At 34.6% G+C, this 24,128-nt stretch carries 25 protein-coding genes and 2 other annotated features; of the genes, 22 read left to right on the top strand and 3 right to left on the bottom strand.

The window, feature by feature from the left end; translation table 11 throughout:
- Window positions 1-85 precede the first annotated feature (85 nt).
- From C8269_RS03055 to C8269_RS03030, 6 genes are all read left to right on the top strand, one after another.
- Window positions 86-1,414, top strand: a complete 1,329-nt coding sequence (locus tag C8269_RS03055) for an ATP-binding protein (protein WP_106460381.1) — start codon at window positions 86-88, stop codon at window positions 1,412-1,414.
- Between the two features lie 23 nt (window positions 1,415-1,437).
- On the top strand, window positions 1,438-1,698 hold the full coding sequence (locus tag C8269_RS03050; RefSeq protein WP_106460380.1) for a TIGR04076 family protein: 261 nt from the start codon (window positions 1,438-1,440) through the stop codon (window positions 1,696-1,698).
- Window positions 1,691-2,263 (top strand): DUF1294 domain-containing protein, encoded by a 573-nt coding sequence (locus tag C8269_RS10855; RefSeq protein WP_199792148.1) that lies wholly within the window; start codon window positions 1,691-1,693, stop codon window positions 2,261-2,263. The genes C8269_RS03050 and C8269_RS10855 overlap by 8 nt, the downstream gene beginning before the upstream one ends.
- A 162-nt stretch (window positions 2,264-2,425) precedes the next feature.
- Entirely contained in the window at window positions 2,426-2,629 is a 204-nt protein-coding gene (locus tag C8269_RS03040; protein ID WP_106461120.1) for a helix-turn-helix transcriptional regulator, read from the top strand.
- Between the two features lie 8 nt (window positions 2,630-2,637).
- On the top strand, window positions 2,638-3,051 hold the full coding sequence (locus C8269_RS03035; protein WP_106460379.1) for a histidine kinase: 414 nt from the start codon (window positions 2,638-2,640) through the stop codon (window positions 3,049-3,051).
- 6 nt (window positions 3,052-3,057) lie between these two features.
- A complete protein-coding gene (locus C8269_RS03030) occupies window positions 3,058-3,480 on the top strand; it encodes a GNAT family N-acetyltransferase (protein ID WP_106460378.1) in 423 nt (140 codons plus the stop codon).
- Window positions 3,481-3,519: 39 nt separating this feature from the next.
- On the opposite strand, the gene C8269_RS03025 is transcribed toward C8269_RS03030, so the two are convergent.
- A complete protein-coding gene (locus C8269_RS03025; protein WP_106460377.1) occupies window positions 3,520-4,578 on the bottom strand; it encodes an endonuclease/exonuclease/phosphatase family protein in 1,059 nt (352 codons plus the stop codon).
- 97 nt (window positions 4,579-4,675) lie between these two features.
- Here C8269_RS03025 and C8269_RS03020 point away from each other — a divergent pair, with 97 nt between their 5' ends.
- The 8 genes from C8269_RS03020 (at window position 4,676) to C8269_RS02985 (ending at window position 13,546) form a co-directional block, all read left to right on the top strand.
- The gene (locus tag C8269_RS03020) at window positions 4,676-5,371 is read left to right on the top strand and encodes a YjjG family noncanonical pyrimidine nucleotidase (protein WP_106460376.1); all 696 of its coding nucleotides are present in this window, start codon (window positions 4,676-4,678) and stop codon (window positions 5,369-5,371) included.
- Between the two features lie 201 nt (window positions 5,372-5,572).
- On the top strand, window positions 5,573-6,898 hold the full coding sequence (mgtE, locus tag C8269_RS03015; RefSeq protein ID WP_106460375.1) for a magnesium transporter: 1,326 nt from the start codon (window positions 5,573-5,575) through the stop codon (window positions 6,896-6,898).
- A gap of 165 nt (window positions 6,899-7,063) precedes the next feature.
- Window positions 7,064-7,299: a binding site (T-box leader), on the top strand.
- A gap of 56 nt (window positions 7,300-7,355) precedes the next feature.
- A complete protein-coding gene (locus C8269_RS03010) occupies window positions 7,356-8,540 on the top strand; it encodes an ABC transporter substrate-binding protein (RefSeq protein ID WP_106460374.1) in 1,185 nt (394 codons plus the stop codon).
- Window positions 8,541-8,717: 177 nt separating this feature from the next.
- Window positions 8,718-8,959 (top strand) — a binding site (T-box leader).
- 56 nt (window positions 8,960-9,015) lie between these two features.
- On the top strand, window positions 9,016-10,167 hold the full coding sequence (locus C8269_RS03005) for an ABC transporter substrate-binding protein (RefSeq protein WP_106460373.1): 1,152 nt from the start codon (window positions 9,016-9,018) through the stop codon (window positions 10,165-10,167).
- Between the two features lie 15 nt (window positions 10,168-10,182).
- Window positions 10,183-11,070 (top strand): branched-chain amino acid ABC transporter permease, encoded by an 888-nt coding sequence (locus tag C8269_RS03000; protein WP_106460372.1) that lies wholly within the window; start codon window positions 10,183-10,185, stop codon window positions 11,068-11,070.
- A gap of 1 nt (window position 11,071) precedes the next feature.
- The gene (locus C8269_RS02995) at window positions 11,072-12,046 is read left to right on the top strand and encodes a branched-chain amino acid ABC transporter permease (protein ID WP_106460371.1); all 975 of its coding nucleotides are present in this window, start codon (window positions 11,072-11,074) and stop codon (window positions 12,044-12,046) included.
- On the top strand, window positions 12,039-12,821 hold the full coding sequence (locus C8269_RS02990) for an ABC transporter ATP-binding protein (RefSeq protein WP_234025822.1): 783 nt from the start codon (window positions 12,039-12,041) through the stop codon (window positions 12,819-12,821). The genes C8269_RS02995 and C8269_RS02990 overlap by 8 nt, the downstream gene beginning before the upstream one ends.
- Window positions 12,822-12,832: 11 nt before the next feature.
- A complete protein-coding gene (locus tag C8269_RS02985; protein WP_106460370.1) occupies window positions 12,833-13,546 on the top strand; it encodes an ABC transporter ATP-binding protein in 714 nt (237 codons plus the stop codon).
- Between the two features lie 48 nt (window positions 13,547-13,594).
- Here the strand turns inward: C8269_RS02985 and C8269_RS02980 are convergent, their stop codons facing one another.
- Window positions 13,595-14,962: a leucyl aminopeptidase gene (locus tag C8269_RS02980; protein WP_106460369.1), complete on the bottom strand. Its 1,368-nt coding sequence runs from the start codon at window positions 14,960-14,962 to the stop codon at window positions 13,595-13,597.
- Window positions 14,963-15,057: 95 nt separating this feature from the next.
- Here C8269_RS02980 and C8269_RS02975 point away from each other — a divergent pair, with 95 nt between their 5' ends.
- Genes C8269_RS02975 through C8269_RS02965 form a run of 3 tightly spaced genes read left to right on the top strand, consistent with a single transcriptional unit; the run spans window position 15,058 to window position 17,835 of the window.
- On the top strand, window positions 15,058-15,768 hold the full coding sequence (locus C8269_RS02975) for an alpha/beta fold hydrolase (protein WP_106460368.1): 711 nt from the start codon (window positions 15,058-15,060) through the stop codon (window positions 15,766-15,768).
- Complete coding sequence (locus C8269_RS02970; RefSeq protein ID WP_106460367.1) at window positions 15,769-17,550, top strand: phosphatidylglycerol lysyltransferase domain-containing protein; 1,782 nt, start codon at window positions 15,769-15,771, stop codon at window positions 17,548-17,550. It begins immediately after the preceding gene.
- Window positions 17,551-17,835, top strand: a complete 285-nt coding sequence (locus C8269_RS02965; protein WP_106460366.1) for a DUF503 domain-containing protein — start codon at window positions 17,551-17,553, stop codon at window positions 17,833-17,835.
- 276 nt (window positions 17,836-18,111) lie between these two features.
- Here C8269_RS02965 and C8269_RS02960 read toward each other — a convergent pair whose 3' ends face one another.
- Window positions 18,112-19,281, bottom strand: coding sequence for an IS110 family transposase (locus C8269_RS02960; RefSeq protein WP_106460365.1), 1,170 nt, complete (start codon window positions 19,279-19,281; stop codon window positions 18,112-18,114).
- Between the two features lie 285 nt (window positions 19,282-19,566).
- Here C8269_RS02960 and C8269_RS02955 point away from each other — a divergent pair, with 285 nt between their 5' ends.
- The 5 genes from C8269_RS02955 to trmB are packed head-to-tail and all read left to right on the top strand — an operon-like array spanning window position 19,567 to window position 24,091.
- Window positions 19,567-20,739: a M20 metallopeptidase family protein gene (locus C8269_RS02955; protein ID WP_106460364.1), complete on the top strand. Its 1,173-nt coding sequence runs from the start codon at window positions 19,567-19,569 to the stop codon at window positions 20,737-20,739.
- Window positions 20,736-21,086 carry a Spx/MgsR family RNA polymerase-binding regulatory protein gene (locus C8269_RS02950; RefSeq protein ID WP_106460363.1) on the top strand — a complete coding sequence of 117 codons (351 nt, stop codon included), beginning with the start codon at window positions 20,736-20,738 and terminating at the stop codon, window positions 21,084-21,086. The genes C8269_RS02955 and C8269_RS02950 overlap by 4 nt, the downstream gene beginning before the upstream one ends.
- 56 nt (window positions 21,087-21,142) lie before the next feature.
- A complete protein-coding gene (gene brnQ / locus C8269_RS02945; RefSeq protein WP_106460362.1) occupies window positions 21,143-22,486 on the top strand; it encodes a branched-chain amino acid transport system II carrier protein in 1,344 nt (447 codons plus the stop codon).
- A 50-nt stretch (window positions 22,487-22,536) separates the two neighbouring features.
- Window positions 22,537-23,418 (top strand): DegV family protein, encoded by an 882-nt coding sequence (locus C8269_RS02940; protein WP_106460361.1) that lies wholly within the window; start codon window positions 22,537-22,539, stop codon window positions 23,416-23,418.
- Window positions 23,419-23,464: 46 nt separating this feature from the next.
- A complete protein-coding gene (gene trmB / locus C8269_RS02935) occupies window positions 23,465-24,091 on the top strand; it encodes a tRNA (guanosine(46)-N7)-methyltransferase TrmB (protein WP_106460360.1) in 627 nt (208 codons plus the stop codon).
- Window positions 24,092-24,128: the final 37 nt, after the last annotated feature.

Genomic DNA, 24,128 nt, shown 5'->3' with positions numbered 1-24,128 from the left:
TGTAGATAAATGGCATTTATTCTATTGCGTATTTGTGGTATAATGATATAAATTATAATGCGTATTTGTAAGATAGGTGGTTTATATGTTTAAAAGAAAGATTTATAAGGACCTTCTAGATTGGAAGGATTCTTCCAAAGGGACTACAGCTCTCTTGATTGAAGGAGCTAGGCGTGTTGGGAAATCTACTATTGCTGAAGAGTTTGCTAAGGCTGAGTATAAGTCCTATATTTTGATTGATTTTGCTTTTGCACCAGGCCACATTATTGATCTTTTTAAAGATGTTAATGATTTGGACTATTTATTTTTACAGCTGCAATTAAACTATGGTGTAGATCTCCATGAGAGAGAGTCTTTGATTATCTTTGATGAGGTTCAATTTAATCCTCTTGCTCGTCAATCTATAAAAAAGCTTGTTGCCGATGGTAGGTATGATTATATTGAGACTGGGTCACTAATTTCAATCAAGAAAAATGTTGTAGGTATTTTAATTCCTAGTGAAGAGAGGAAAATTGAGATGTTTCCTATGGACTTTGAGGAATTTTTATGGGCTACTGGTGAAGGTGTAACTAATAATATGCTTGAAAAATTCTTCACTAGCAAAAAGCCTCTTGGTGAGGATGCTAATAGGAATATGATGAGGCTTTTTAGGCTTTATATGCTTGTGGGTGGTATGCCTCAGGCTATCAAGGCTTATATTGATACTAATAATTTTAGGATGGTGGACCAAATTAAAAGGGATATAATTAATCTTTATGAGCAGGACTTTTATAAGATTGATCCAAGTGGAAAAATATCTACACTTTTTGATTCGATACCTGCTGAGTTGGCTAGGGCTTCATCTAGGTATCAAGTGTCAAGCGTTATTAAAAATTCAAGGGCTAGTGATTTGTTAGAAGAGATTTCTGAGCTTAAAGCGTCTAAAACCGTACTGATAGCCTATAATGCCAATGATCCTAGCACGGGCCTATCTAGAAATTTAAACCTTGATAAGTTTAAGATTTATTTAGCTGATACTGGGCTAATGGTTACTCTTATGTTTAAGGATAGGGATTTTACAGATAATGTCATATATAAGAAGATCCTTTCTAATAAATTGTCATCTAATTTAGGTCTGCTTTATGAAAATATTGTCGGACAAACATTCGCAGCTAAAGGATATAAGCTCTTTTACCATACTTATTATGGCAAGACTGCAAAGAGGACTTATGAGATAGATTATTTGATAACAGAGGCTAATAAGATTAGCCCTGTAGAGGTAAAATCTTCTAATTATAGGAAGCACACATCACTGGATGAATTTTCCAAAAAATATTCCAAGAATATTGTAAATAAGTATGTGATCCATAATAAAGATTTTAAGAAGGAAAAGGACATATACTACCTACCATTTTATATGGCTCAATTTTTGTAGGTGGTATTGGTTAGGAGAAGATTATGAGACCAAAAATTAAAATTACTTTAGTTGATAAGAAGGGGGATTGCCCTTGTCATAAGGGATATCAGATTGGACAAACTTGGGATTTTGATACTGATAGGGGAGAGTTTTGTTCTCTTGCTATGCATACTCTATTTCCTATGGTGGATATTCTCCGTTATGGGGGCAAGCTCCCTAAGTCTAGGGCTGGGGATGTGCGTTTTGCTTGTCCTGATGCTGATGTGATTAATATTTTTAGATTAGAGAAGATTGATGGATAAAATTTTTGTTTATCTTGGTCTGATCAATATACTAGGACTTGTTTTATATATTCTTTATAAGAATCTTGGGACTGGAATTTTAAAAAATATTTTGACCTTAATTCTTTATTTGCTAGGGATTTGTGGTGGGTCCTTGGGACTTATCCTTGCGATTTTAATCTTTGATAGGAATACAGCTAAGGATGGGCTTAGTCTGAAGGTTTTTGCCTTTGCTAGCTTTGTGATTGAGCTTGTTTTGTTCTTGCTTTTTAGAAAGGATATGGCGAGTCTTTCTTTTGATTTTGTCGGATTTTTTGAGGATAAGCCTTACTTATTGATTTATTTAGGGCTTATCAATCTTATAAGCTTTTTAGCCTTTGGCTTTGACAAAAACAGGGCAAATAGAAATAAGCGGAGACTTAAAAATGGTTTCTTGCTAGGCCTATCTTTTATTGGAGGGTCTATCGGCGGTCTTATTGGTATGAAGGTTTTTAGGCATAAGACCGAGAAGGCTTATTATAAAATGGGTCTGCCTCTCATGATTTTGATGCAAGTTTTGCTATTAATACTAATTATGAACACATAATTTTCCGGTATAAAAAAATATTTCGATTTATAATTTTTTAATCTCTTGCATGAAAATGTTTAGAGATTTTTTATTTATACTTGTATAAATTTTATAGATATAGTACTATAAAAGTAACATAAGTAGTACTATAAATGTAACAAAAAAGAAGGGCTTTCTATGATAGAAGTAGAAATAGATAATAGGATCAAGGAATTTAGGAAGGAATTGGGTCTTTCTCAAAATGCCCTGGCAAAAATGGTAGGTCTTAAGCGCAGGTCGATTATGGCTTATGAAAATAATACGATAAGCCCGACCCTTGAGACAGCCTATAAGATTTGCAAGGTTTTTGATAAAGATATCAAGGAAGTATTTATATTTAAATAGGAGAAGTTATGGGTTTATTATTTAATTCAAATGAAGAAATAGAAGAAAAAGTAAAAGAAGCCTTTGGAGATGAGGGAGCCTACCTTGTAGCTTTTAAGCATAATTCTGCCGCTAAGGGCCTTATAAAATTACTCTTAAGCAATTTATATTATGTATTTGATAGCACCAGGACCTTTATCTTACATTTTGGCCCAAAGGGAATCTATGAATCAGAAATGTCTAATTCACTAAAAAAAGACTTCCTCTTCATGGCCTGGAATGAGATAGAGGATATAAGCATAGACTATTCATATAAGAATATCCTTAAAATCAACCACCTAGGCAAAGTCTACCAATACGAAATCCCATATAAGGGCAAGATTTTTGTAAACAATGAGAAAAATATAGAAAAGCTTCTGGATAATGATTGGTATAGGGTTTAAAAACTTATGAAAGAGATCGAAATAATAGATTATTTCCCTGCTTATGATGTAAGTTTAGCCTGGTATAAAGATCCCCTTACTGTGAAGATGGTTGATGGAGTCCAGAAAGCTTATGAGTTGGATGATCTTATTAGGATGTACTCTTATTTATCTAAGCACGGGGACTTATTTTATATAGAATATGATGATAAGCTTATTGGTGATTGTGCTATTTTTGATGATAGTATGGTTGCCCTTGTTCTTGATAAGGATTATAGGGGCAAGGGTCTTGGTTCTCTTGTTTTAAAAAGTTTGATTGATTATGCTAAAGATAAGGGGCTTAGATATTTAAAGGCTGAAATTTATGATTTTAATGAGCCTAGTCTTAATTTATTTAGTAAATTTGGATTTAAAGAGTACGGAAATGAACTTTATAGGCTTGATTTTTAGATAAGAAAGGCCCAAAGCATCATGCTTTGGGCCTTTGTCTTACTTATTTTCTTTTTCTAGTTTGAATTGCAAGAGGACTGGGTTGTGGTCGCTGTTTACGAAACCTAGTTTTTGGCCTTCGACTTTATTTACTATGACATTTTTGCTGACTATAAAGCCATCTATTATGCATTCGTAGGAGTCGTTTGGGTCGTATGTCTTGTGGTTTAGTCTTGAGGAGTTTGTGTTCTTATCAAAGACTGTTTTGAAATCATCTGACATATATTCATAAGGGAATGGTGATGGATGCCACATGTCTTCTGGTGTGTCTGTTTTGTGACCTTCTCTTAGTTCTTGATTAAAGTCTCCACCTACTATTACGTAGTTGCCCTTTTTGTATTCTTCTGCCATGAAGGCTAGAATTTGTTTGGTTTGGGCAAGCCTTCCATTTGAGCCTGATTCGTAGGCGTCTAGGTGGGCATTGACAAGAACTAGTTGCTTATCAGTTCCCTCGATTGGTAGGTAGGAGGCGTTGAAGCCTCTTTTTAGGTTAGCGAGCCTTACAGGCCACTTATGTGGGATTGGTTGTTGGTACCTAAAGGATGATTCGATTTGGTATTTGGAATTTGTATAGATTCCTGAATTTACCTTGCCCATTGGAGGGAAGGGAATTGGTACGAAATTTACCTTGTAATTGTAGGCGAAGGTTGAAATACCGTCTAATTTATTGTCGAAAAATTCGACTTCATTTATGTGATAGGTCCTCTTGGAGTCGCTATCTACTTCTTGGAGCAGACATAGGTCTGGGTCAATTTTGTTTATGGAGTCTGCTATGCCTGTTAGGGCCTTTTCTACATGATCTTTTGATATAGGAAAGACCATCTTGCCCCCATCCATAAAGAAGTCAGTGTCTTTATCTAGGCCAGCATAACCTATGTTCCATGTTAGTAGCTTGTAATCGTGGTCTTGTTCTAGTTTTTGGTCTTTGCTTCCAGTTACTGCTATTTCTTCTACATCTTTTGGTTTATATTCTGTAATCATCAGATAAACTAAAAGAAGTATAAAGGCTAGTAAGATGATACCTACAAGGCCAAGTAATATTTTTATTGTTTTTTTCATAAGCACCTCTCTTTTAAAATAAGCTTATCACTTATGAAGAATTTTGTAAATAGTTATAGCTTTAAATTGTGGTAAGATAAATAGGTAAGGAGATTGTATGAAGAAAATTTTATGGGATATAGATGGTACACTTTTAAATTTTGACCTGGCAGAAACTAGAGCGATTTTTGAGTGTTTTGATATATATGGTTTGGATAAGCCTAGTGATGAAATGATTAAGACCTATAAGCTTATAAATAAGTCATATTGGGAAAGGCTTGAAAGAGGCGAGGTAACTAGAGAACAGGTCCTTGTCGGAAGATTTGAGGATTTCTTTGCTGAGTATGGGATAGATGAATCTATAGCAAGCGATTTTAATAAGACTTATCAAGAAGAGCTTGGCAAAACCTATGTCTTTAATCCATATGGCAAGGAGATTATCGAAAAACTCCATGGCAAGTATGACCAATATGCTGTGACAAATGGTTCTCTAACTGCTCAAAGAGGCAAGCTTGATGGATCTGGCCTGAATAAGATTTTTATCAAATCTTTTATTTCAGAACTTGTAGGATACGAAAAGCCTGATGAGAGATTTTTTGACTATGTATTTGACCATATAGGTTCAAGAAATCTAGATGATTATGTAATTATAGGTGATTCTCTAACATCAGATATGCTTGGAGGTATTAGGTCTAAGATTAAGACTGTTTGGTTTAATCCAAATGCTTTGGAAAATACATTGAATTTAGATATTGACTATGAGATAAGGTCTCTAAAAGAAGTAGATGGATTGATTGATAAAATATTTGCATAAATTGAATTTTAAAGATAAAAACTGTATAATCTGAACAGATAAGAAATGAGATTAGGCCTATATCTTTATTAAGGTATAGGCAAATTTGTTTAAGGAGGAATAATGGATAAGGCTGTGCCCGACCCGGATTTTAAGACAATAGGATACTAGTATAGTGGCGATTCTTTTTGCCATTATACATAAAAGAGAAATGAGGTAAAAATGGCAGAGAGAAGATATGATGTTGATAATCTTAAAAACTTACAAGAAGAAATCAACCAAATGAACCCTGTAGATATCGCCGATAAGCTAGAGATTTTGCCAGAAAAATCTGTAGCGATTTGGATTAAACTTTTAAATAAGGATCTCTTAGCAGATGCTTTTACAGAATTAAGACCAGAAAATAAGGATAGGATTTTATCAATCTTATCTGAAGAAAATATCAAAGATCTAGTTAAGGAACTGGATGAAGATGAGCTTGTAGATACCCTCCAGGAATTACCTGCAAATATGGTTCAAAAGCTAATGACAAGCCATATCGAAGATTCCAGGAGAACTATTATTAACGAGCTATTAGGCTATCCAGAGGAATCTGTTGGTTCTATAATGACAGTTAACTTCCTATCTGTAAAATCTAGTGAATCTCCAGCTAAGGCTATGGAAAAGGTCATGAATTCTGATTTAGATGCTGAAAAGCTAGAGCAAATCTGGGTTACAGATGATTCTTTAGTACTAATAGGATTTGTATTTATAGCCGATCTTATTAGAAATAAAAAGGCGACTATCGAATCTATCACAGAGCCTATAACAGCATCAGTAAGCCCAACAGATGACCAAGAGGTAGTAGCTAAGCTATCTATCAAATATGACCTAGGAGAGGTGCCAGTTACAGATTCTGAAGGAAGACTAATCGGTATCGTACCAGCAGAAGATGTTATCGACATCGTTCACGAAGAGATGCAAGAGGACTTTGCTAACGTAACAGGTATTTCTGATCAGTCAGAAACATACCTAGACGAACCAAGCAGGACCATTGCAAAAAATAGGACAACTTGGCTAGTAATTTGTCTAATTACTGCTACAATGACAGGCTTTATTATTCAAAGATATGAATCAATACTTGCCAAAGCTGTAGCCCTTACAGCCTATATACCAATGTTGATGGACTCCGGTGGAAACGCTGGAAGCCAGGCATCAACCACAATTATGACTCAATTATATAGTGGCGAGCTATCTGCTAAAGACTTCTTAAAAGTTATATTTAAGGAAGCTAGGGTAGGAACACTTGTATCCCTAGTACTTGTGGCTATCAACTTTATAAGGATACTAATAGTAGATAATGTAAGCCTTGCAGTAAATTTAACAGTATCAATAACATTATTTTTAACAATAGTTCTATCAAATGTAATTGGTGGACTCTTGCCATTAATTGCTGATAAGCTAAAAATAGATCCAACCGTAATGGCTGGACCACTAATAACAACAATCGTAGATACAGGTGTACTTTTAATTTATTTTGAAGTAGCATCAGTGCTTTTGGGTTTATAAATAAATACCGTATACTTATTAATGAGTATGCGGTTTTTTATTTGTATTATTGATATTTCAATCATTATGATGAGGGGTAACTTATAATAATTAAGTATTATAAATAAATATGATAAATTTATTTGACAAATAATAAAAGGGGTTATATAATATGAACTATCAAATACAAAAGCGTTGATGTGGAAGAGTAATTAGGATAATCTTCAAGAGAGCTAGTGGTTGGTGCGAACTAGCAAGATGAAACTAACGAAAATCACCACTGAGTTTTCTTACCGAAAAGTAGGTAAGTGCGGGAGCTCCCGTTACAGAGCTATTCATTAAATGAAACTAAGTGCATCATTAGATGAAAAAGAGTGGTACCGCGGAGTGTAAAAATTTGTTTATTACCCTTCGTCTCTTTAACCAGTAGGGATAAAGAGACGGAGGTTTTTTTATTCCAAAAATAATGGAGGAAATTATGAATTTAAGAAAAAAATTTGCAGTTGGAATGTTACTAGCAGGATTATTTTTATCAGCCTGCGGCAATGAAGGTGGAAACGAAAGCAAAAAGGCAGATGGAGCAAATAAGCAAGAAGCAAGCGAAACTATAAAGCTTGGCAACTCAGCCCCTTTAACAGGTCCTTTATCAATCTATGGTCAAACTACTAATAATGGTATAAAACTTGCCCTAGAAGAAGTAAACGCAAATGGCGGTATACTCGGAAAAAAAGTTGATTGGGTAGAATATGATGATAAGGGTGAGATAACAGATGCTGTTACAAACTACAACAAACTCATGGAAGATAAGGTAGATGCAATCTTTGGTGGAGTACCATCTAAACCAGCCTTAGCCATAGCAGAATCATCTGTTAATGATGGAGTGTTATATATCACTCCAACAGCGACTCAAGCAAACATAACAGAAGGTAAGCCAAATGTATTTAGGACATGCTTTACAGATCCTTTCCAAGGTGAGGTACTAGCAAACTTCTCAAAAGAAAAGTTAAATGCTAAAAAGGTTGCAATACTACGTAATCAATCATCAGATTTCTCAATGGGAGTTGCTGATGTATTTGAGAAAAAGGCTAAAGAATTAGGCATGGAAGTAGTAGCAGATGAATCATATGGAGATAGCGACACAGACTTTAAGGCTCAGCTTACAAATGTAAGAGGCCAAAACCCAGATGTCCTATTCATACCTGATTATTATGAAAAGGTAGCTTTAATAGCTCCTCAAGTAAAGGAAGCTGGCATTGAAGCTACTCTAGTTGGCGCTGATGGCTGGGATACAGTCCTATCAGTAATGGATGAATCAAGCTTTTCATCATTAGATAATTCATACTTCTCAAACCAATTTACCCTAGAAGACCCATCTGAAGAAGTACAAGCATTCTTAAAAAACTATAAAGAAAAATTTGGTGAAAACCCATCAACATTTGCAGCAGAAGGCTATGACACAGTTTACCTATATAAACAAGCCGTAGAAGCAGCAGGAACTACAGAATGGGCTAAGGTAATAGAAGCCCTAAAGAAAGTAGAATTTAAGGGTGTTACAGGATCATTTACCTATGATGAAAACAACAACCCAGTAAAAACTGCTAAGATGATAAGAATAGAAAATGGTGAGTACAAATTCGATAGTGATGCAGGTACTAATAAATAATTATTTGTAAAAATTCATCAAGAATAAAAAGTGAATATTAGCTTTTGCTGGAAAATAATTAATAAGAGACTGGAAAATATAGAAATCAGCGGTAGCATATAATTAAATATCCAAATAAATCTATTTTTATTAAGAAAATATTTGACAAGTAGGTTTTAGGATATATAATATGTAAATATAAATGCTAAGAAATGGAATATTATAAGATAACCTATCTTAAAAGAGAGATATTGGCTGGTGTGAAATATCAAGATGGGCCTTAGAACTAGCCATGAAGCAGCGCATTGAAAGATTAGTAGGTGTAGCCGGGAACTCCCGTTACAGAGTTATTCATTATATAATCAGAGTGCATCGTTTGATGAAGAAGAGTGGTACCGCGGAGCAGGTTAAATTTATACAATCAACCCTTCGTCTCTTCTACCATAGGGTAGGAAAGACGGAGGTTTTTTTCTACCAAAAATAATTAGGAGGAAAAATGAACAAGAAAATTATAACCATGATTGCTATAGCAGGAGCAATATTTACAGGATGTGGAAGCGGAACAAATAATAAAAATGTAGCTGATGAGAATACTATAAAAATCGGCTCAACTTTCCCGCTAACAGGTCAATACTCCAACTATGGTGTATCAACTGTAAATGGAATTAAGATGGCCGTTGAAGAAATAAATGCCAATGGCGGAATAGATGGTAAAAAGATTAGCCTAGAATCATTGGACGATAAGGGAGAGTTAACAGATTCTGTTACTAGTTATAGAAAGCTTGTAGAAAATGGAGCGTCAGCTGTAATTGGTACAAATACCTCAAGCCCATCACAAGCGATAGCAGAAGCAAGTCAAGCTGATGGCATACCAGTTATTACCCCAACAGGTACTGAAGAATCAATAACCGTAGGAAAACCAAATGTCTTTAGGACATGTTTTACAAACCCTTATCAAGGTGATTTATTAGCAATTTATGCAAAAGATAGCTTAAAGGCAAAGACAGCTGCAATCTTAGAAAATACTGCAAGTGATTATTCAACAGGTATAGCTGATGCCTTTGAAAAGAAGGCAGAAGAGCTAGGTATTGAAATAGTTGCCAATGAATCATATGGGGAAAATGACACAGACTTTAAGGCCCAACTTACAACTATAGCTGGTAAAAATCCTGACGTATTGTTATTGCCAGAATATTATGAGAAATTATCACTTATTACACCACAAGCAAGAAATGCAAATATCAATGCAGCTTTCTTGGGTGGAGATGGTTGGGATGGAATCTTAAAGACAATGGACCCATCAAGCTATGATGTAATTGAAAATTCTTTCTTTACCAATCACTTTAGTATTGAAGATACTGATCCAAAGGTTCAAGAATTTATAAGTAAATACAAGGAAACTTATGGAGAAGATCCTACTGCATTTTCAGCCCTAGGCTATGACACAGTTTATATAATAAAACAAGGTTTTGAAGCAGCCCAGTCTGATTCAAACGCAGATAGATGCGCTGCAATAAAGGGTTTAAATTTTAAAGGCATAACAGGTTCTTTCACCTTTGATGAAAATAACAACCCTAAAAAGGCAGCATCAATTATGAAGATAGAAAAAGGGGAATACAAGTTTGATTCAATTGTTAACCCTAGATAGAAAGAGGAGAGATTAATGGATTTTATTACCCAATTATTTAACGGGCTACAACTAGGCTCTATATATGCCCTTGTAGCCCTAGGGTATACGATGGTTTATGGTATAGCCAAACTTATCAACTTCGCCCACGGCGATATCATAATGGTAGGTGGATATACTGTATTTCTTGCCATCCAATTACCTATATTTAAGGCAGGCTTGCCACTATGGCTTGCTATAGTACCTGCCATATTAGTATGTACGATACTTGGCGTGGTTATAGAAAGAGTAGCCTATAAGCCACTTAGGAATTCTTCAAGAATTTCCTTACTTATAACAACCATAGGTGTGTCCCTATTTTTACAAAACTTATTCGTAAAGATATTTACATCAAGTGCAAAACCTATACCAGGGCTTTTCCCACAAAAGTCTCTAAACTTTGGAGGAGTTCACCTATCACTTGCTACAATAGTTACAATCGTATCAACAATTATCCTAACATATTTATTGAACTTATTTGTAAATAAAACAAAACATGGTAAATCAATGCTAGCTGTAAGTGAAGACTACGGTGCTGCAGAGCTTGTTGGTATAAATGTAAATAAGGTTATGACAATGACCTTTGCTATAGGATCAGCCCTTGCAGGTGTAGCTTCAGTTTTATATGTAGCAAGCTATCCACAGATCCAACCTTTTATGGGATCAATGCTTGGTATTAAGGCCTTTACAGCAGCAGTCCTTGGAGGAATCGGAAGTATACCAGGGGCTGTTATAGGCGGTTTAATCCTAGGTATAATAGAAGTTTTGACCAGAGCTTACCTATCAAGTGCTTATGCAGATGCTATAGTATTTGTAGTATTGATTATAGTTTTACTAGTAGCTCCAAATGGCTTATTTGGCAAACTAGAGAAAGAAAAGGTGTGATATGTCCAAGAATAGAAAGAAAACTTATCTTATCACAACAGCATTAGTAGTATTATTTTTTGTAATAATCCAAAGTCTAATTGGACTTAATCTTTTAAATAGATATTGGCAAAATATCCTTGTACTAATTTGTATAAATATAATAATGGCCACAAGTCTTAACCTAACTGTAGGTGTCTTAGGACAAATTAACCTAGGCCACGCGGGCTTCATGGCAATCGGTGCTTATTCAGCAGCTTTATTTCTTAAAAGCGGCCTAGTAGGGGGATTTTTAGGCTTTATACTTTCTCTTATAATAGCAGGAGTGGTTGCAGCTATATTTGGTGTTTTAATCGGACTTCCTGTTTTAAGGTTAACCGGTGATTATCTAGCTATAGTAACCCTAGCCTTTGGTGAAATCATAAGAGTACTTATAGAAAACTTAGGCTTTACAGGAGGTGCCCAAGGCCTGGCTGGTATCCCAACGACCAATGATTTCGGAAAATTTTATTTTGTGGCAGCCTTCCTTGTAGCTATGATCTTTACCTATGCATCTTGCCGTCATGGTAGGGCTGTCTTATCAATAAGAGATAACGAATTAGCAGCCCAAGCTTGCGGTATCAATATCACAAAGTATAAGACCTTTGCCTTTGCCCTATCTGCAGTCTTTGCAGGTATAGCAGGTGCCCTTTATGCTCAAAGCTTTGGGGTATTGGCAGCAAATATATTTAACTACAACAAGTCATTTGACTATCTAGTAATGGTAGTTTTAGGTGGTATGGGATCTATGACAGGTGCAATCTTCTCATCAATTGGCCTAACAATTCTTCCGGAAATATTAAGACCACTTGCTGAATGGAGAATGGTAATCTATGCTCTAATCCTTATAGCTGTTATGATTTATAGACCTCAAGGTCTTTTAGGAAGAAAAGAATTTTCAATAAGAAATCTATTAAAGATAGATAAGTATAAGAAAGGAGATGTAGAAGGTGAATAGTAAAGAAATAATACATGATAATGTGCTTGAAGTAAAAGACCTTAGCATTTCCTTTGGAGGACTTAAGGCAGTATCTGATGTAACTTTTAACCTAAAAAAGGGAGAGCTCTTAGGCCTAATCGGCCCTAACGGAGCTGGTAAAACCACTCTTTTTAATATGTTATCAGGTGTTTATACTCCAACAAGCGGTGAGATTTTATTAGATGGGGAGATGACCAATGGCATTTCTCCAGATAAGCTTTCAAAGATGGGTGTAGCAAGGACTTTTCAAAATATAAGGCTATTTGATAACCTAACAGTACTAGATAATGTTAAACTTGCCATGAACCAATACATGGACTATGGAGTTCTTAGTGGTATGCTAAGATTTCCTAGCTTCTGGAAGGAAGAAAATGAAGCGACAAAGACAGCTAAGGAAATCTTAAGCCTCTTTAACCTAGAAAAATATTTCAGGGCCTTTGCAGGAAGTCTTCCATATGGTGCCCAAAGAAAGTTAGAAATAGCAAGAGCTATGGCAACAAGACCTAAACTTCTTCTTCTAGATGAGCCGGCAGCTGGTATGAATGAGTCTGAAACTCAAGATCTTATGGATTCTATAAGGATTATAAGAGAAAAAACCGGAGTTTCAATCCTATTGATAGAGCATGATATGAATCTAGTTTTAGGTATATCAGAAAGACTTATTGTTCTAAATTATGGAGAAATCCTTGCCCAAGGTGATCCTAAAGAAGTAATCTCAAATGAAGAAGTAGTAAGGGCCTATCTTGGCAACTAGAAAGAGGAAATATGAGTATATTAAGAGTTGAAAATTTAAGTGTATATTATGGAAATATCAGGGCTCTTAAGGGTATAAGTCTTAAAGTAGATGAAGGCGAAGTAGTTTCCTTAATTGGTGCCAACGGTGCTGGCAAAACTACAACCCTTCAGACTATATCTGGTCTTTTGGATGCCAAAGAGGGTGATATTTTCTTTAATGAAAAGTCAATCAAAAAGGAAAAATCTTTCCAAATTACAAGAGAAGGCATTGCGCAAGTACCTGAAGGAAGACGTGTATTTGCAGGTCTTTCTGTAGAGGATAATTTAAAACTTGGAACAATAGCTGTGGATAGGTCTGATGAAGAAAATCAAAAAGAGCTTAAAAAGATTTACGAGCTTTTCCCAGTTTTAGAGGAAAGAAAAAATCAAAAAGCAGGTACCCTTTCGGGTGGTGAGCAGCAAATGCTAGCTATGGGCAGGGCCCTACTTACTAATCCTAAGGTGCTACTTTTAGATGAGCCTTCAATGGGTCTTTCGCCTCTATTTGTAGATAAGATATTTGATACGATTAGGATTTTAAAAGAAGAAGGCAGGACAATCCTACTTGTAGAACAAAATGCAAATCTTGCCCTAGATATAGCCGACAGGGCCTATGTTCTTGAGACAGGCAAGATTGTAAAAGAAGGTAAGGCAAGTGATCTAAAGGCAGATCCAGATGTAAAGGCAGCCTACCTAGGTATATAAAAAAATCCCAAGACTTTAGGAAAATCCTAAGTTACTTGGGATTTTTTATTAATAGTTTTTAGCTAAATTGTATAGGGTCTTGACATGGACACCTGTTGCTCCTGTTTCATTTATTCCTTGTGGAGCTGATAGGTAAGCAGTTCCTGCTATATCAAGGTGTACCCATGGGACTTCTTCGATGAAGTTTTCGATAAATTGGCCAGCTGTTATAGATCCTGCCATTCTGCCACCAGAGTTTTTGACATCGCCATTTTCGCTCTTGTTGTAGGTCTTAAAGAATGGGTCATTTGGAAGTCGCCAAATTTTTTCATCAGAATCTTCGCTTGCTTTTTTAACCTTAGCAAAGGCAGCATCATCATTTGTAACAGCACCTGTATAGGTTTCACCAAGAGCCACTAGGACTGCACCTGTAAGGGTTGCAAGGTCAACTAATAGGCTTGGTTTATATTCTGTAGCTGCGTAATTTACAGCATCTGCAAGGGTAATCCTTCCCTCAGCATCTGTATTATCTACATCTATTGTCATGCCATTTCTTGCTTTGATTATGTCACCTGGCTTATAAGCTCTGCCTGATATTAGGTTTTCGCAGGCTGCAACAATAGCTACAACATTGACTTTAAGCTTATTTGAAGCAATTGCCTTCATTGCACCGATAGCTGTACCTGATCCACCCATATCTGAGTTCATAGTCTTCATACCAGCAGATGTTTTAATAGAGTAACCTCCTGCATCATAGGTTAGACCCTTACCAACTAAGGCTAGAGGCTCATTGTCTCCCTTTAGGTATTCCATAACTATAAATTTAGGTTCCTTATCAGATCCCTTAGCTACTTCATAAAAAGCAGTAAGGCCCATATCAAGAATTTCATCCTTGCCATAGATTTTTACATCAACGCCAAGGTCTGATAAATTATCATGGGCAGCTTGGGCTAAAGTTTCTGGGTAGATGTCATTTGACCTTAGATTCACAAGGTCTCTTGCTAAAAATTGACCTTCTAAAACATTTGAAAGCTCTTCTAGATCAGCTTTATATGGTGAAAGGCTTTCATCAAAGTTAATTTCAGAAAGTTTTTGACAAGCTTTTTCGCTCTTGTAGTGGTCAAACTTATATGAAGCCACCATAGAGGCTTCTACTATTGCAAGGCAAAAGTCCTTATCATCAAGGTCTGTATTATTTGCTGAAAATGAAATAGTAGAAATATCCTTATCAGCTAAAAATCTTATAAGTTTAGCGACAGCTTCTTTTAGGACATCCTTAGTAAAGTCTTCTTTTTTGCCAAGTCCTAGTAGGATTTCCCCTTCAGCTTCTACTGGCAATATTGCACCACTTTTAGCCTTAAAAAAATTATGCTTATTATCTTCTTCGAATATAAAATTGATTTTGTTTTCTTTTTTATCATTAAAATTAAAGTTCATAGATCCTCCTTGCTTTTATTTTACTAATTATAAAAATATCTTCACTATAAAAGACTTATTAATAGAAAGTGATATAATTAATTAAAGGAGCTTTTATGAAAAGTACTGAAGATGATTATATAAAATTAAGGGACGGAACCCATATTTTTTATAAGGAGTATGGCCAGGGTGAAAATCTTTTCCTCCTTCATGGCAATGACGGGGATATGACTTATTTTGAATATCAGATAGGATTTCTATCTAAGTATTTTCATCTTATTTTGATAGATTTTAGGGATCATGGATTTTCTGATAATAATAAGGATAAGCTCAGTTTTGAAATTATGGCAAATGACCTAAAGGAAGTCTACCAGGCTTTGGGCCTTAAGAAGGCACACGTCTTAGGTTTTTCTGATGGGGCAAATCTTGCCCTTGTATTTCACAAGATGTATGGAGAAATGATTGATAAACTCATTCTTAATGCTCCAAATGCGAGATTTGATGGGATTACGCCTTTTGCAAAGGTCCTTATGATTTTAGAAAATATAGTCTGGACTATTTTGCCATTTTTTAAAAAGAATAAAAGGGTAGCAAGACTTCTGCTAGGAGATCTTAAGCTTGAAAAGTCGGACCTTAGAGATATTGACAATCCAACTATGATTATTGTTGGGTCTAATGATTTGATAAGGTTATCTCACATAAGAGGTATTGCCCAAAACATTAGAGACTGCAAGCTTTATATTATAAAAAACCAGGGTCACAGGTTAGCAAGGAAGGCCCCTGAGATTTTTAACAGGCTTGTTTTAGATTTTTTGAAAGGAGCTTAGATGAAGTTAATAAAAAAATATAGGGAAAAATTTATACATTTTATATTTTTGTTTCTTGTCTTGATGGCTATATATTATTTAGCCAAGACTGCTACAGGTTTTAAAACGAGCCTCATTCTTGGTATATTTTTGCTAGTAGGTATTATTTATGTCTTTATAAGATTTAAGGATATTTTGATTTCACTGAGAAATAATTATGGAGAACTTGCCCTAAAGCTTGCTAGAGAATACATACAAAGAATTAATTCGATTTTTATTGGATTTTATGGTCTCGGCTTTCTTTTGAGTGTGAATGTGAGTGATAATTTAAATTATTTTCCCTTTAATGAATTTTCTTTTATGACAATTGTCCTTGTTAGGGCTCTGCTTGAATTTGTATTAGGCTTTGTCTTTTTAATCCTAGCAAGATTAGCCTTTGATAGACAAAAGAAATTTTTAAAGATACTTTATCCACTTTTGGCTTTCACTGGATTTTATCTAATTCTAATAGGGGATACTGTCTTTACCTTGGTTCCTCTTTTCTTGATAGGCTTTATTTCTTATCTAACAAGAGAGGCCCTAATAAAGGATGCTTTTGTATTTAGTGTAGAAGAGATAATCATAGATTCGATTTTTGCAGGCTTTTGGGCTTTTATATACCTTAAAAATATAGCCTCAGATCAGCTTCTAGAAAATTATCCGTTCTTAAATAAAATTTTGATTTTTTCAATATTGATAGGTGCTGTTTTATTATGTCTAAAACTTATTCTTCTCTATATGAAAAAGGATGTTTTAATAAGTGATGAGCCAGACATAGGAGAATTTAGGGACTTTGTTCAAAAAAATACTCCGACAGGATCAACTACAGCTGGTCTTGGCTTTTTGAATGATAAGTATATATATTATTACACTAATGAAAATGACGAAAAGCTCATGGCATTTTTATATCAAATAGTAAATAACAAGATTATTGTCATGGGTGAGCCCTTTGGTGATAGGGCATACTTGGATGAGGCTCTGTCAGATTTTATAGAAAGATCCTATATCAAATCACTAAATCCAGTCTTTTATGAAGTGGGTGAGAAATTTACTCTTAATTTGCACGATTATGGGTTTGATTTTATGAAATTTGGTGAAAATGCCCTTATTGATTTAGGAGAATTTTCTCTAGCTGGTAGGAAAAAATCTTCCCTTAGAAACATATTAAATAGGTTTGAAAAGGATGGTTATAAATTTGAAATCTTAGACCCTCCTTATGATGATAAGCTTCTTGACAGGCTTGATATTATTTCAGATAAGTGGCTTAAGGGAAGAGAAGAGAAGGGATTTTCCCTAGGATTTTTTGATAGGGATTATTTAAATGAGTCAAGGCTTGGTCTTGTTTATGATAAGGATGGTGATGTTACTGCCTTTACTAATATTATGCCAAACTATGACCCGGATGTAATGACCATAGATCTTATGAGGTATGACACAGATATGAATGTCAATTCTATGATGGATTATCTATTTTTAAATCTTTTCTTAAAGGCCCAAGAAGAGGGAATGAAATATTTTAACCTAGGTATGGCACCTCTAGCCAATGTTGGCAAGTACAAGTCAGCCTATTTGAGCGAGAGGGTTGCAGCCTTTATTTATGGCCACGCCGATAGCATCTATCCATTTAAAGGGCTTCGAAATTATAAATCAAAGTATGCGAGCTTATGGGAGCCAAGGTACACCTGCTTTGGCAAGGGTAATCTGATTCTATCATCACTACTTGCAGTCTTCCTGGCTGATAAGAAGCACAATAAGGATATATAGATGTATGTATACCTGCTTGAAATAAAATTTGTAATCTTTGACGCCTTTTCTCTTAAGGATAAGAGAAGGACTGTGAGGTCAATTTTAGATTATGCTAGAAAGAATTTAAATATTTCTGCAGCAGAAATTTCTGACCTAGATATCCTTAACAAGGCCCATTTGGCCTTTGTAACTATAAGCAATTCAAATAAGGTCGCTAGAAAAATTATTGATGATTTGATAAATAGGGTCGAATCTACTTATCCAATAGAAATTTTAGAGAAAAATATAGAAAGATTAGCCTAGTTTTTGGGTATATTTTAAGTGAAAGAAAGACTAACTATTAAAAGTCAAGAGGTGAAATAAAAAAATATAGGGATTGATATAGATAAAAAATGAATAAAAATAGGCACAACAAAAAGACCTAATATTTAATAGATTTTAAATATTGGGTTCATAAGTTTTTTGCTCATGAAATTGTAATTTTTTTCAAAAAAACCTGTAAAAGGTAAAGGCTACACCCTAGCTTCGCTCGCCATTTACAGAAGCTTTATCAAAAATTTGTAAACAGTTAAGCAAAAACTAACTCTGCACTTGATAAGGTTCATTCTTAGTAAGAACAGCAAAAATAGTATGACAAAGCTTTCTAGCAACAGCATTAGTAGCAACTAAATGATGTTTTCCTTCACTAATCTTTTTTTGATAATAATCTGAGAAAACAGGATCACAAAATTCAGCTCTAAGAGCAGATTGAAACAAAGCACGTCTAAGGTATGGAGAACCTCTTTTACTCATATGATTGTAAGTAGATTCATATTCTCCAGACTGAGAAATGCTAGCATCCAAACCAGCATAAGCGACAAGTTTAGAAGGATTAGAAAATCTTTTAATATCACCAATTTCACCTAATATAGTAGCTGCATTAACAGAACCGATACCTGGAATAGTAGTAATTGGAGAATTAAGTTTTTCAAGTAAAACCTCAATTTCATTCTCAACATTAGAAACCTGAGTTTGAATAAAAGAAATTTGCTCAATAAGCATTTTGATTTGAAGACTAAAAGAATCCAGGCAGAAATTAATACCAAAAGAAGAAGAAGCCTTTTTAGAAAGCTCATCAATCTTCTTAGAAGCATAGTTTTTCTTAGAAACAGATTCAAGAAAAGTATTCAAATCATCAGAATTAATATCCTCAAAATCAGAAGGAGTAGAGAAATTTGAAAGAATTTCCTTAGAAGTCTTCCCAAAAATATTACTAAAAGAAGAGGCGTATTCAGGAAAAACTTGATCTAAAAGTGCAATAGTTTTTCTTTTAAGATCGCCAATTGAAGAAATGAGGTAGGACCTAAATCTGGAAAGATTCCTCAAAGACAAATAATCTTCATTAGAAAGTGAAGTCTCAACGAAATCTCCATATCTAAGAAGATCAGCTATTAAAAGAGAATCAATAATATCAGTTTTTCTCTTTCTGATTTCTACACCTTGTCGCCAACCGTCAGTTTGGATTGGATTGATAACACGAACAGTAAAGTTTTTTTGGGCAAGATATGAGTATAGAGATAACCAATAATGACCTGTAGCTTCCATACCAACTTCAAGTTCATTTTTGAAAGCTTCTAGTTTAAGGACTAAACTCTCAGCGCCATTAATGGAATTTGAAAAAGAAAAAGCCTTAAAAATAACCTTTTTCTTGTCATCAACTAATGAAGCAACATGAGTATTTTTACCAATATCGATACCTAAATAGAACATTTGAAACCTCATAAAAAAGTATTTTAGATAGACACCTCAAAATCTAATAACGTTACTGCCTTATGGTATATACGAAGTACCCTGAAAGGGTCAACATCTAACTTATTCGTAAACAGTTAAAAGATTAGAGGACTCACTCTTTCAAGTACGAGATTAAATCTCAAGGAAGTGACGAGTACACTCTATCTAATAACAATATTATACAGTAAATCTGAATAATACTTAGTCGAAAAAGGCTTATAGGTTACCTTTAACAACCTAAATACATTATATAAGGAAGTAAATATGAATTTTTATAAAAAATCACAAGAGATAAAAGACTATTTAATAGAAATAAGAAGAAATCTTCATGAAAATCCTGAGATAGGATTTGAGGTGACTAACACTGTCAAACTTATAACAGATGAACTTGATAAGATGGGCATTAAATATTCAAAACCAATAGAATCTGGAGTCCTTGCAACAATTGGCAAGGGAGATAGGTGTATACTATTAAGGGCAGATATGGATGCCCTTCCTATTAAAGAAGAAGCTGATGTAGTTTGCAAGAGCACAAATGAAAATGGTCACTTGTGCGGTCATGATTTCCATACAGCTATGCTCTTAGGAACAGCTAAGCTTCTTAAGGAAAATGAAGACAAGATAAATGGAGTAGTTAAACTAATGTTCCAACCAGCAGAAGAGCTTCTATCTGGCAGTCAGAAGATGATAGATGCAGGCATACTTGAAAATCCTAAAGTAGAAAAGGCTATGATGGTTCATATGGATACAACTCTTGCACCTGGACTTTATATCAAAAAAGGTGAGATGGCTACATCTAATAACAACTTTAGAATAGAGGTAGAAGGCTACGGAGCCCATGGAGCTATGCCTGAAAAAGGGGTAGACGCAGCCTTTATTGCAGCACAAATTGTAAATGCTCTTCAAGTTTTGGTATCTAGAGAAATATCCTTTAGGGAGGGCGCTGTCCTTACTACAGGCCATATTAGTGCGGGCAATGCTCCAAATATTATCCCAGATAAGGCTATAATAGAAGGTACAACTAGAACATATTCACAAAAAAGTAAGGAACATATCAAGACTAGGATTCCTGAAATTGCTGATCATATTGCAAAAGCCTTTAGGGGTAAGGCAAGTTTTGAAATACTATCAGATGTACCTGCTATAATAAATGATGAAGGGATGGTAGATGATATAGTAGAAGTCTTAAAGGAAATAAAAAAGGAAAATCCAGATTTTAATTATTCTGACAAAGCTGAAGCAGTTACAGCTTCAGATGATTTTGCAAATGTAGCAAAAAATGTGCCAGCTGTTATGATGATGGTAGGTTGTAAGGTAGATGATCAAACAGTTTATCCACTTCACAATGCCAAAGCCAAATTTAATGAAGATGCCATAATCTATGGGCCAACCCTTATGGCAAGTGTTGTTATGAAATATTTGGGAGGAAATAAATGAAAATAATTTGTTATAATAGGTGTTCTACATGCAAGGGCATACTAAAGATGCTTGATGAGAAAAATGTAGAATATGATTTAAGAGATATTAAAGAAGATAATCCGACTAGGGATGAACTTAAAAAGTGGCATGAGGCTACAGACTATGATATCAAGAGATTTTTCAATACTTCAGGCCAAATCTATAGGCAGATGAATCTAAAGGATAAGCTTAAAGAGATGAGTCTTGATGAGAAATATGATCTTTTGGCAACTGATGGCATGCTTGTCAAAAGACCAATTCTTTTTAAGGATGATGGAGAAATTTTAGTTGGTCCTGATGTTAAAAAATATGTAGAAAGCCTATAAATTGATTGATTATTTTGTGAATTGATGTATCATATTAACAAAATAAAGGAATTAATATGAGAAAGAAATTAAAATTATCAGAAAATTTATTGATTGGTTCCTTACTTTTTGGCTTATTTTTTGGGGCGGGAAACTTGATTTTCCCCCTAGAAATAGGTCAGAGGTCGGGAGCTAATTTATTTCCAGTAACAATTGGATTTTTGGCATCAGCTGTAAGCTTGCCAATATTAGCAGTAGTAGCAACAGCAGCAAGCGATAGTGAAAGCTTGTTTGACCTATCAATGGGAGCGGGCAAGAAGTTTGCTTATTTTTTTACCACTCTTTTATACCTAGCCATAGGTCCTGGCTTTGCTATACCAAGAACAGCAACCACCTCCTATGAGGTAATATTTGAAGGCTTTAAGAGTTTTTATAATCCTGTCGGTCTTTTTATATTTTCTGTGGTATTTTTCTTGGCAGTCTTGTTCTTTTCAATTAAAAAGGCAAGCCTAATCGATACCATAGGTAAGTATATGACTCCAATATTTTTAATATTATTGTCCCTTTTATTGGTCCTATCAATATTTAAACCAATGGGCCCTATTGGTGCTAAAGGAGCTGCTCCAAAGTACTTAGTATCACCTTTTGCTGTAGGTTTTGTAGATGGTTATAATACCTTAGATGCACCAGCAGGCCTTGCTTTTGCGATTATAATAATTTCAAATATAAAAAACTTGGGAGTAAGTGACAAGAAATCCATGGCCTTTGAAACCTTTAAATCTGGCATAGTTTGTCTAATAGCTATGTCTATAATATACTCAGGCCTTGCCTTTATGGGGGCAGGAAGTGCAAATATTATGGATGATTTTGAAAATGGAGCTGTAATTTTAGCAAAAATTTCCAGCCATTATCTTGGAGGGCTTGGTCACTTGATTTTGTCAGTTATAGTATTTATAGCTTGCCTAAAGACAGCTATTGGTCTTGTATCAGCCTGTTCTGAGATGTTCGAAGATATGTTTAAGATAAATATTTCTTATAAACAGTATTGTTATATCTTTACTGGCTTATCATTTTTGGTAGCAAATCTTGGCTTAAAACAGATAATATCCTTATCTGTACCAGTCTTGATGTTTATCTATCCTATATCAATTGTCCTAATTAGCTTATCAATCTTATCAATTTATATGGGTAAGAGAAAGAGAGTTTACCAAATTACTTTAGGTGTAACAAGCTTATTTGCCCTACTTGACTTTATAAAAGCTTTGCCTGATCCTATAAAAAATATAGGATTACTAGATGCTATATTAACACTTGGGAAAAATACTCTACCAGGTTTTAAAATAGGTTTTGCTTGGATAATACCATCTCTTTTTGCTTTTGTAATTTCATATTTAATTGATAGAAAATATATAAGAAATTGAATTTAAATTATTTGAAAGTATGATATTATTTATATTATGAGAGGAATTATATGAGTGATTTTATACTGAGTGCGACATCTACTGTTGACATAAATAAAGAAATTTTAGATAGGGAAGATATCAGATGGATCGCCTTTAATTATGAAATAGATGGTAAAAATTATAAGGAAGACTTTGGCGAAAGTATTTCCTTTAATGACTTCTATGAAGCAATGAAGGATGGTGCAATGACAAAGACCAGTCAGATAACCTACTCATCTTACATAGAATATTTTGAAAATCTTTTAAAAGAAGATAAGGACATACTTCATTTGACCCTGTCTTCTGGTATTACCGGCGAATATAACCAGTCCCTAATGGCTGTTGATATGCTAAAGGAGAAGTATCCTGAAAGGAAAATCTATGTAGTAGATTCTCTCACTGCCACAGCTTGTCAAGGACTTCTGGTCTTATATTTAAATGACCTTAGAAAATCTGGTTTGTCCATTGAAGAAGTCTATGAGCTTGCCAAAGAAAAAAGAGAATATGTGCACGGCTGGTTTTTTACAAGTGATTTAACCTACCTTGTTAGGGGTGGTAGACTTTCAAAGGCAGCGGGTTCTTTTGGAAATTTATTAAATATTTGCCCACTTATAGAAGTAAACCTTGAAGGAAAGCTACTAGTAAGGGATAAGATAAGAACTAAGAAAAAGGCCACCAAGGCACTTATAGGGCAAATCGAAAACCATATAGCGAAGGACTCGTCCTTACCTAAGGAAATTTTCATAGTTCATACTCATTTGCATGAGGATGCGGAAGAGTTAAGAGAGACCTTAAGTGAAAAATTTGAAGGCTATGATATAAAAATATACGAAATTGGAACAACAATAGGATCTCACCTAGGACCTGGCACCTTGGGTGCAAGTTTTTGGGGAGATAGGAAAGAAATATAAATTCTAGCGGGCAAGTCTTTGCTAGAATTTTTTATTGAGGAGATATATGAGATTAAGACATAAAGCAAATGCTATACCAAGAATGCAGGAAAGTAAATACATAATATTTGACCCAGAAAACCATAAGGGTAAGTGGAAAGAACTTTTTAGAGATGACAAGCCAATAGCTCTCGAGATAGGAGCAGGCAGAGGTGATTTTATTGTTGGCAAGGCAAGTGCTGATCCTGCCTATAATTACCTAGCCCTTGAGATGAATACAAATGCATTTGTAGTTGCATGTAGAAAGATAGAAAATGAAGAGCTTACCAATGTTTATGGAATAGTGGGCAAAGCGGAAAATTTACTAGATATGTTTGAAGAAGGTGAACTAGCAAAGATTTATCTAAACTTTTCAACACCTTGGCCAAAAACACGTCACCATAAGAGGAGACTCTCTCATTCCAATTTTTTAAAACTATATAAGAAAATATGCAAGGAAAATGGTGAAATTGAACTTAAAACTGATAATGAAGCCTTTTTTGATGATTCCATATCCTATATGGAGGAATTTGGAATGGAAGTGATTGAAACAGATAGGGATTTAGCTGAAAATAAATCCATAGTCAGCGAATACGAGAGGAAGTTTAGAAATAAAAACATGCCTATTTATTATCTTAAGGCTAGCTTTAAATAATTTGATTTTTTTAAACTTAAGGTATAATTTTTTAAAA

The sequence above is a fragment of the Anaerococcus sp. Marseille-P3915 genome (assembly GCF_900258475.1).
Taxonomy (GTDB): Bacteria; Bacillota; Clostridia; order Tissierellales; family Peptoniphilaceae; genus Anaerococcus; species Anaerococcus kampingae.
Note: the sequence above shows the minus strand (reverse complement) of the source record. Positions and strands in the feature narration are given on the sequence as shown.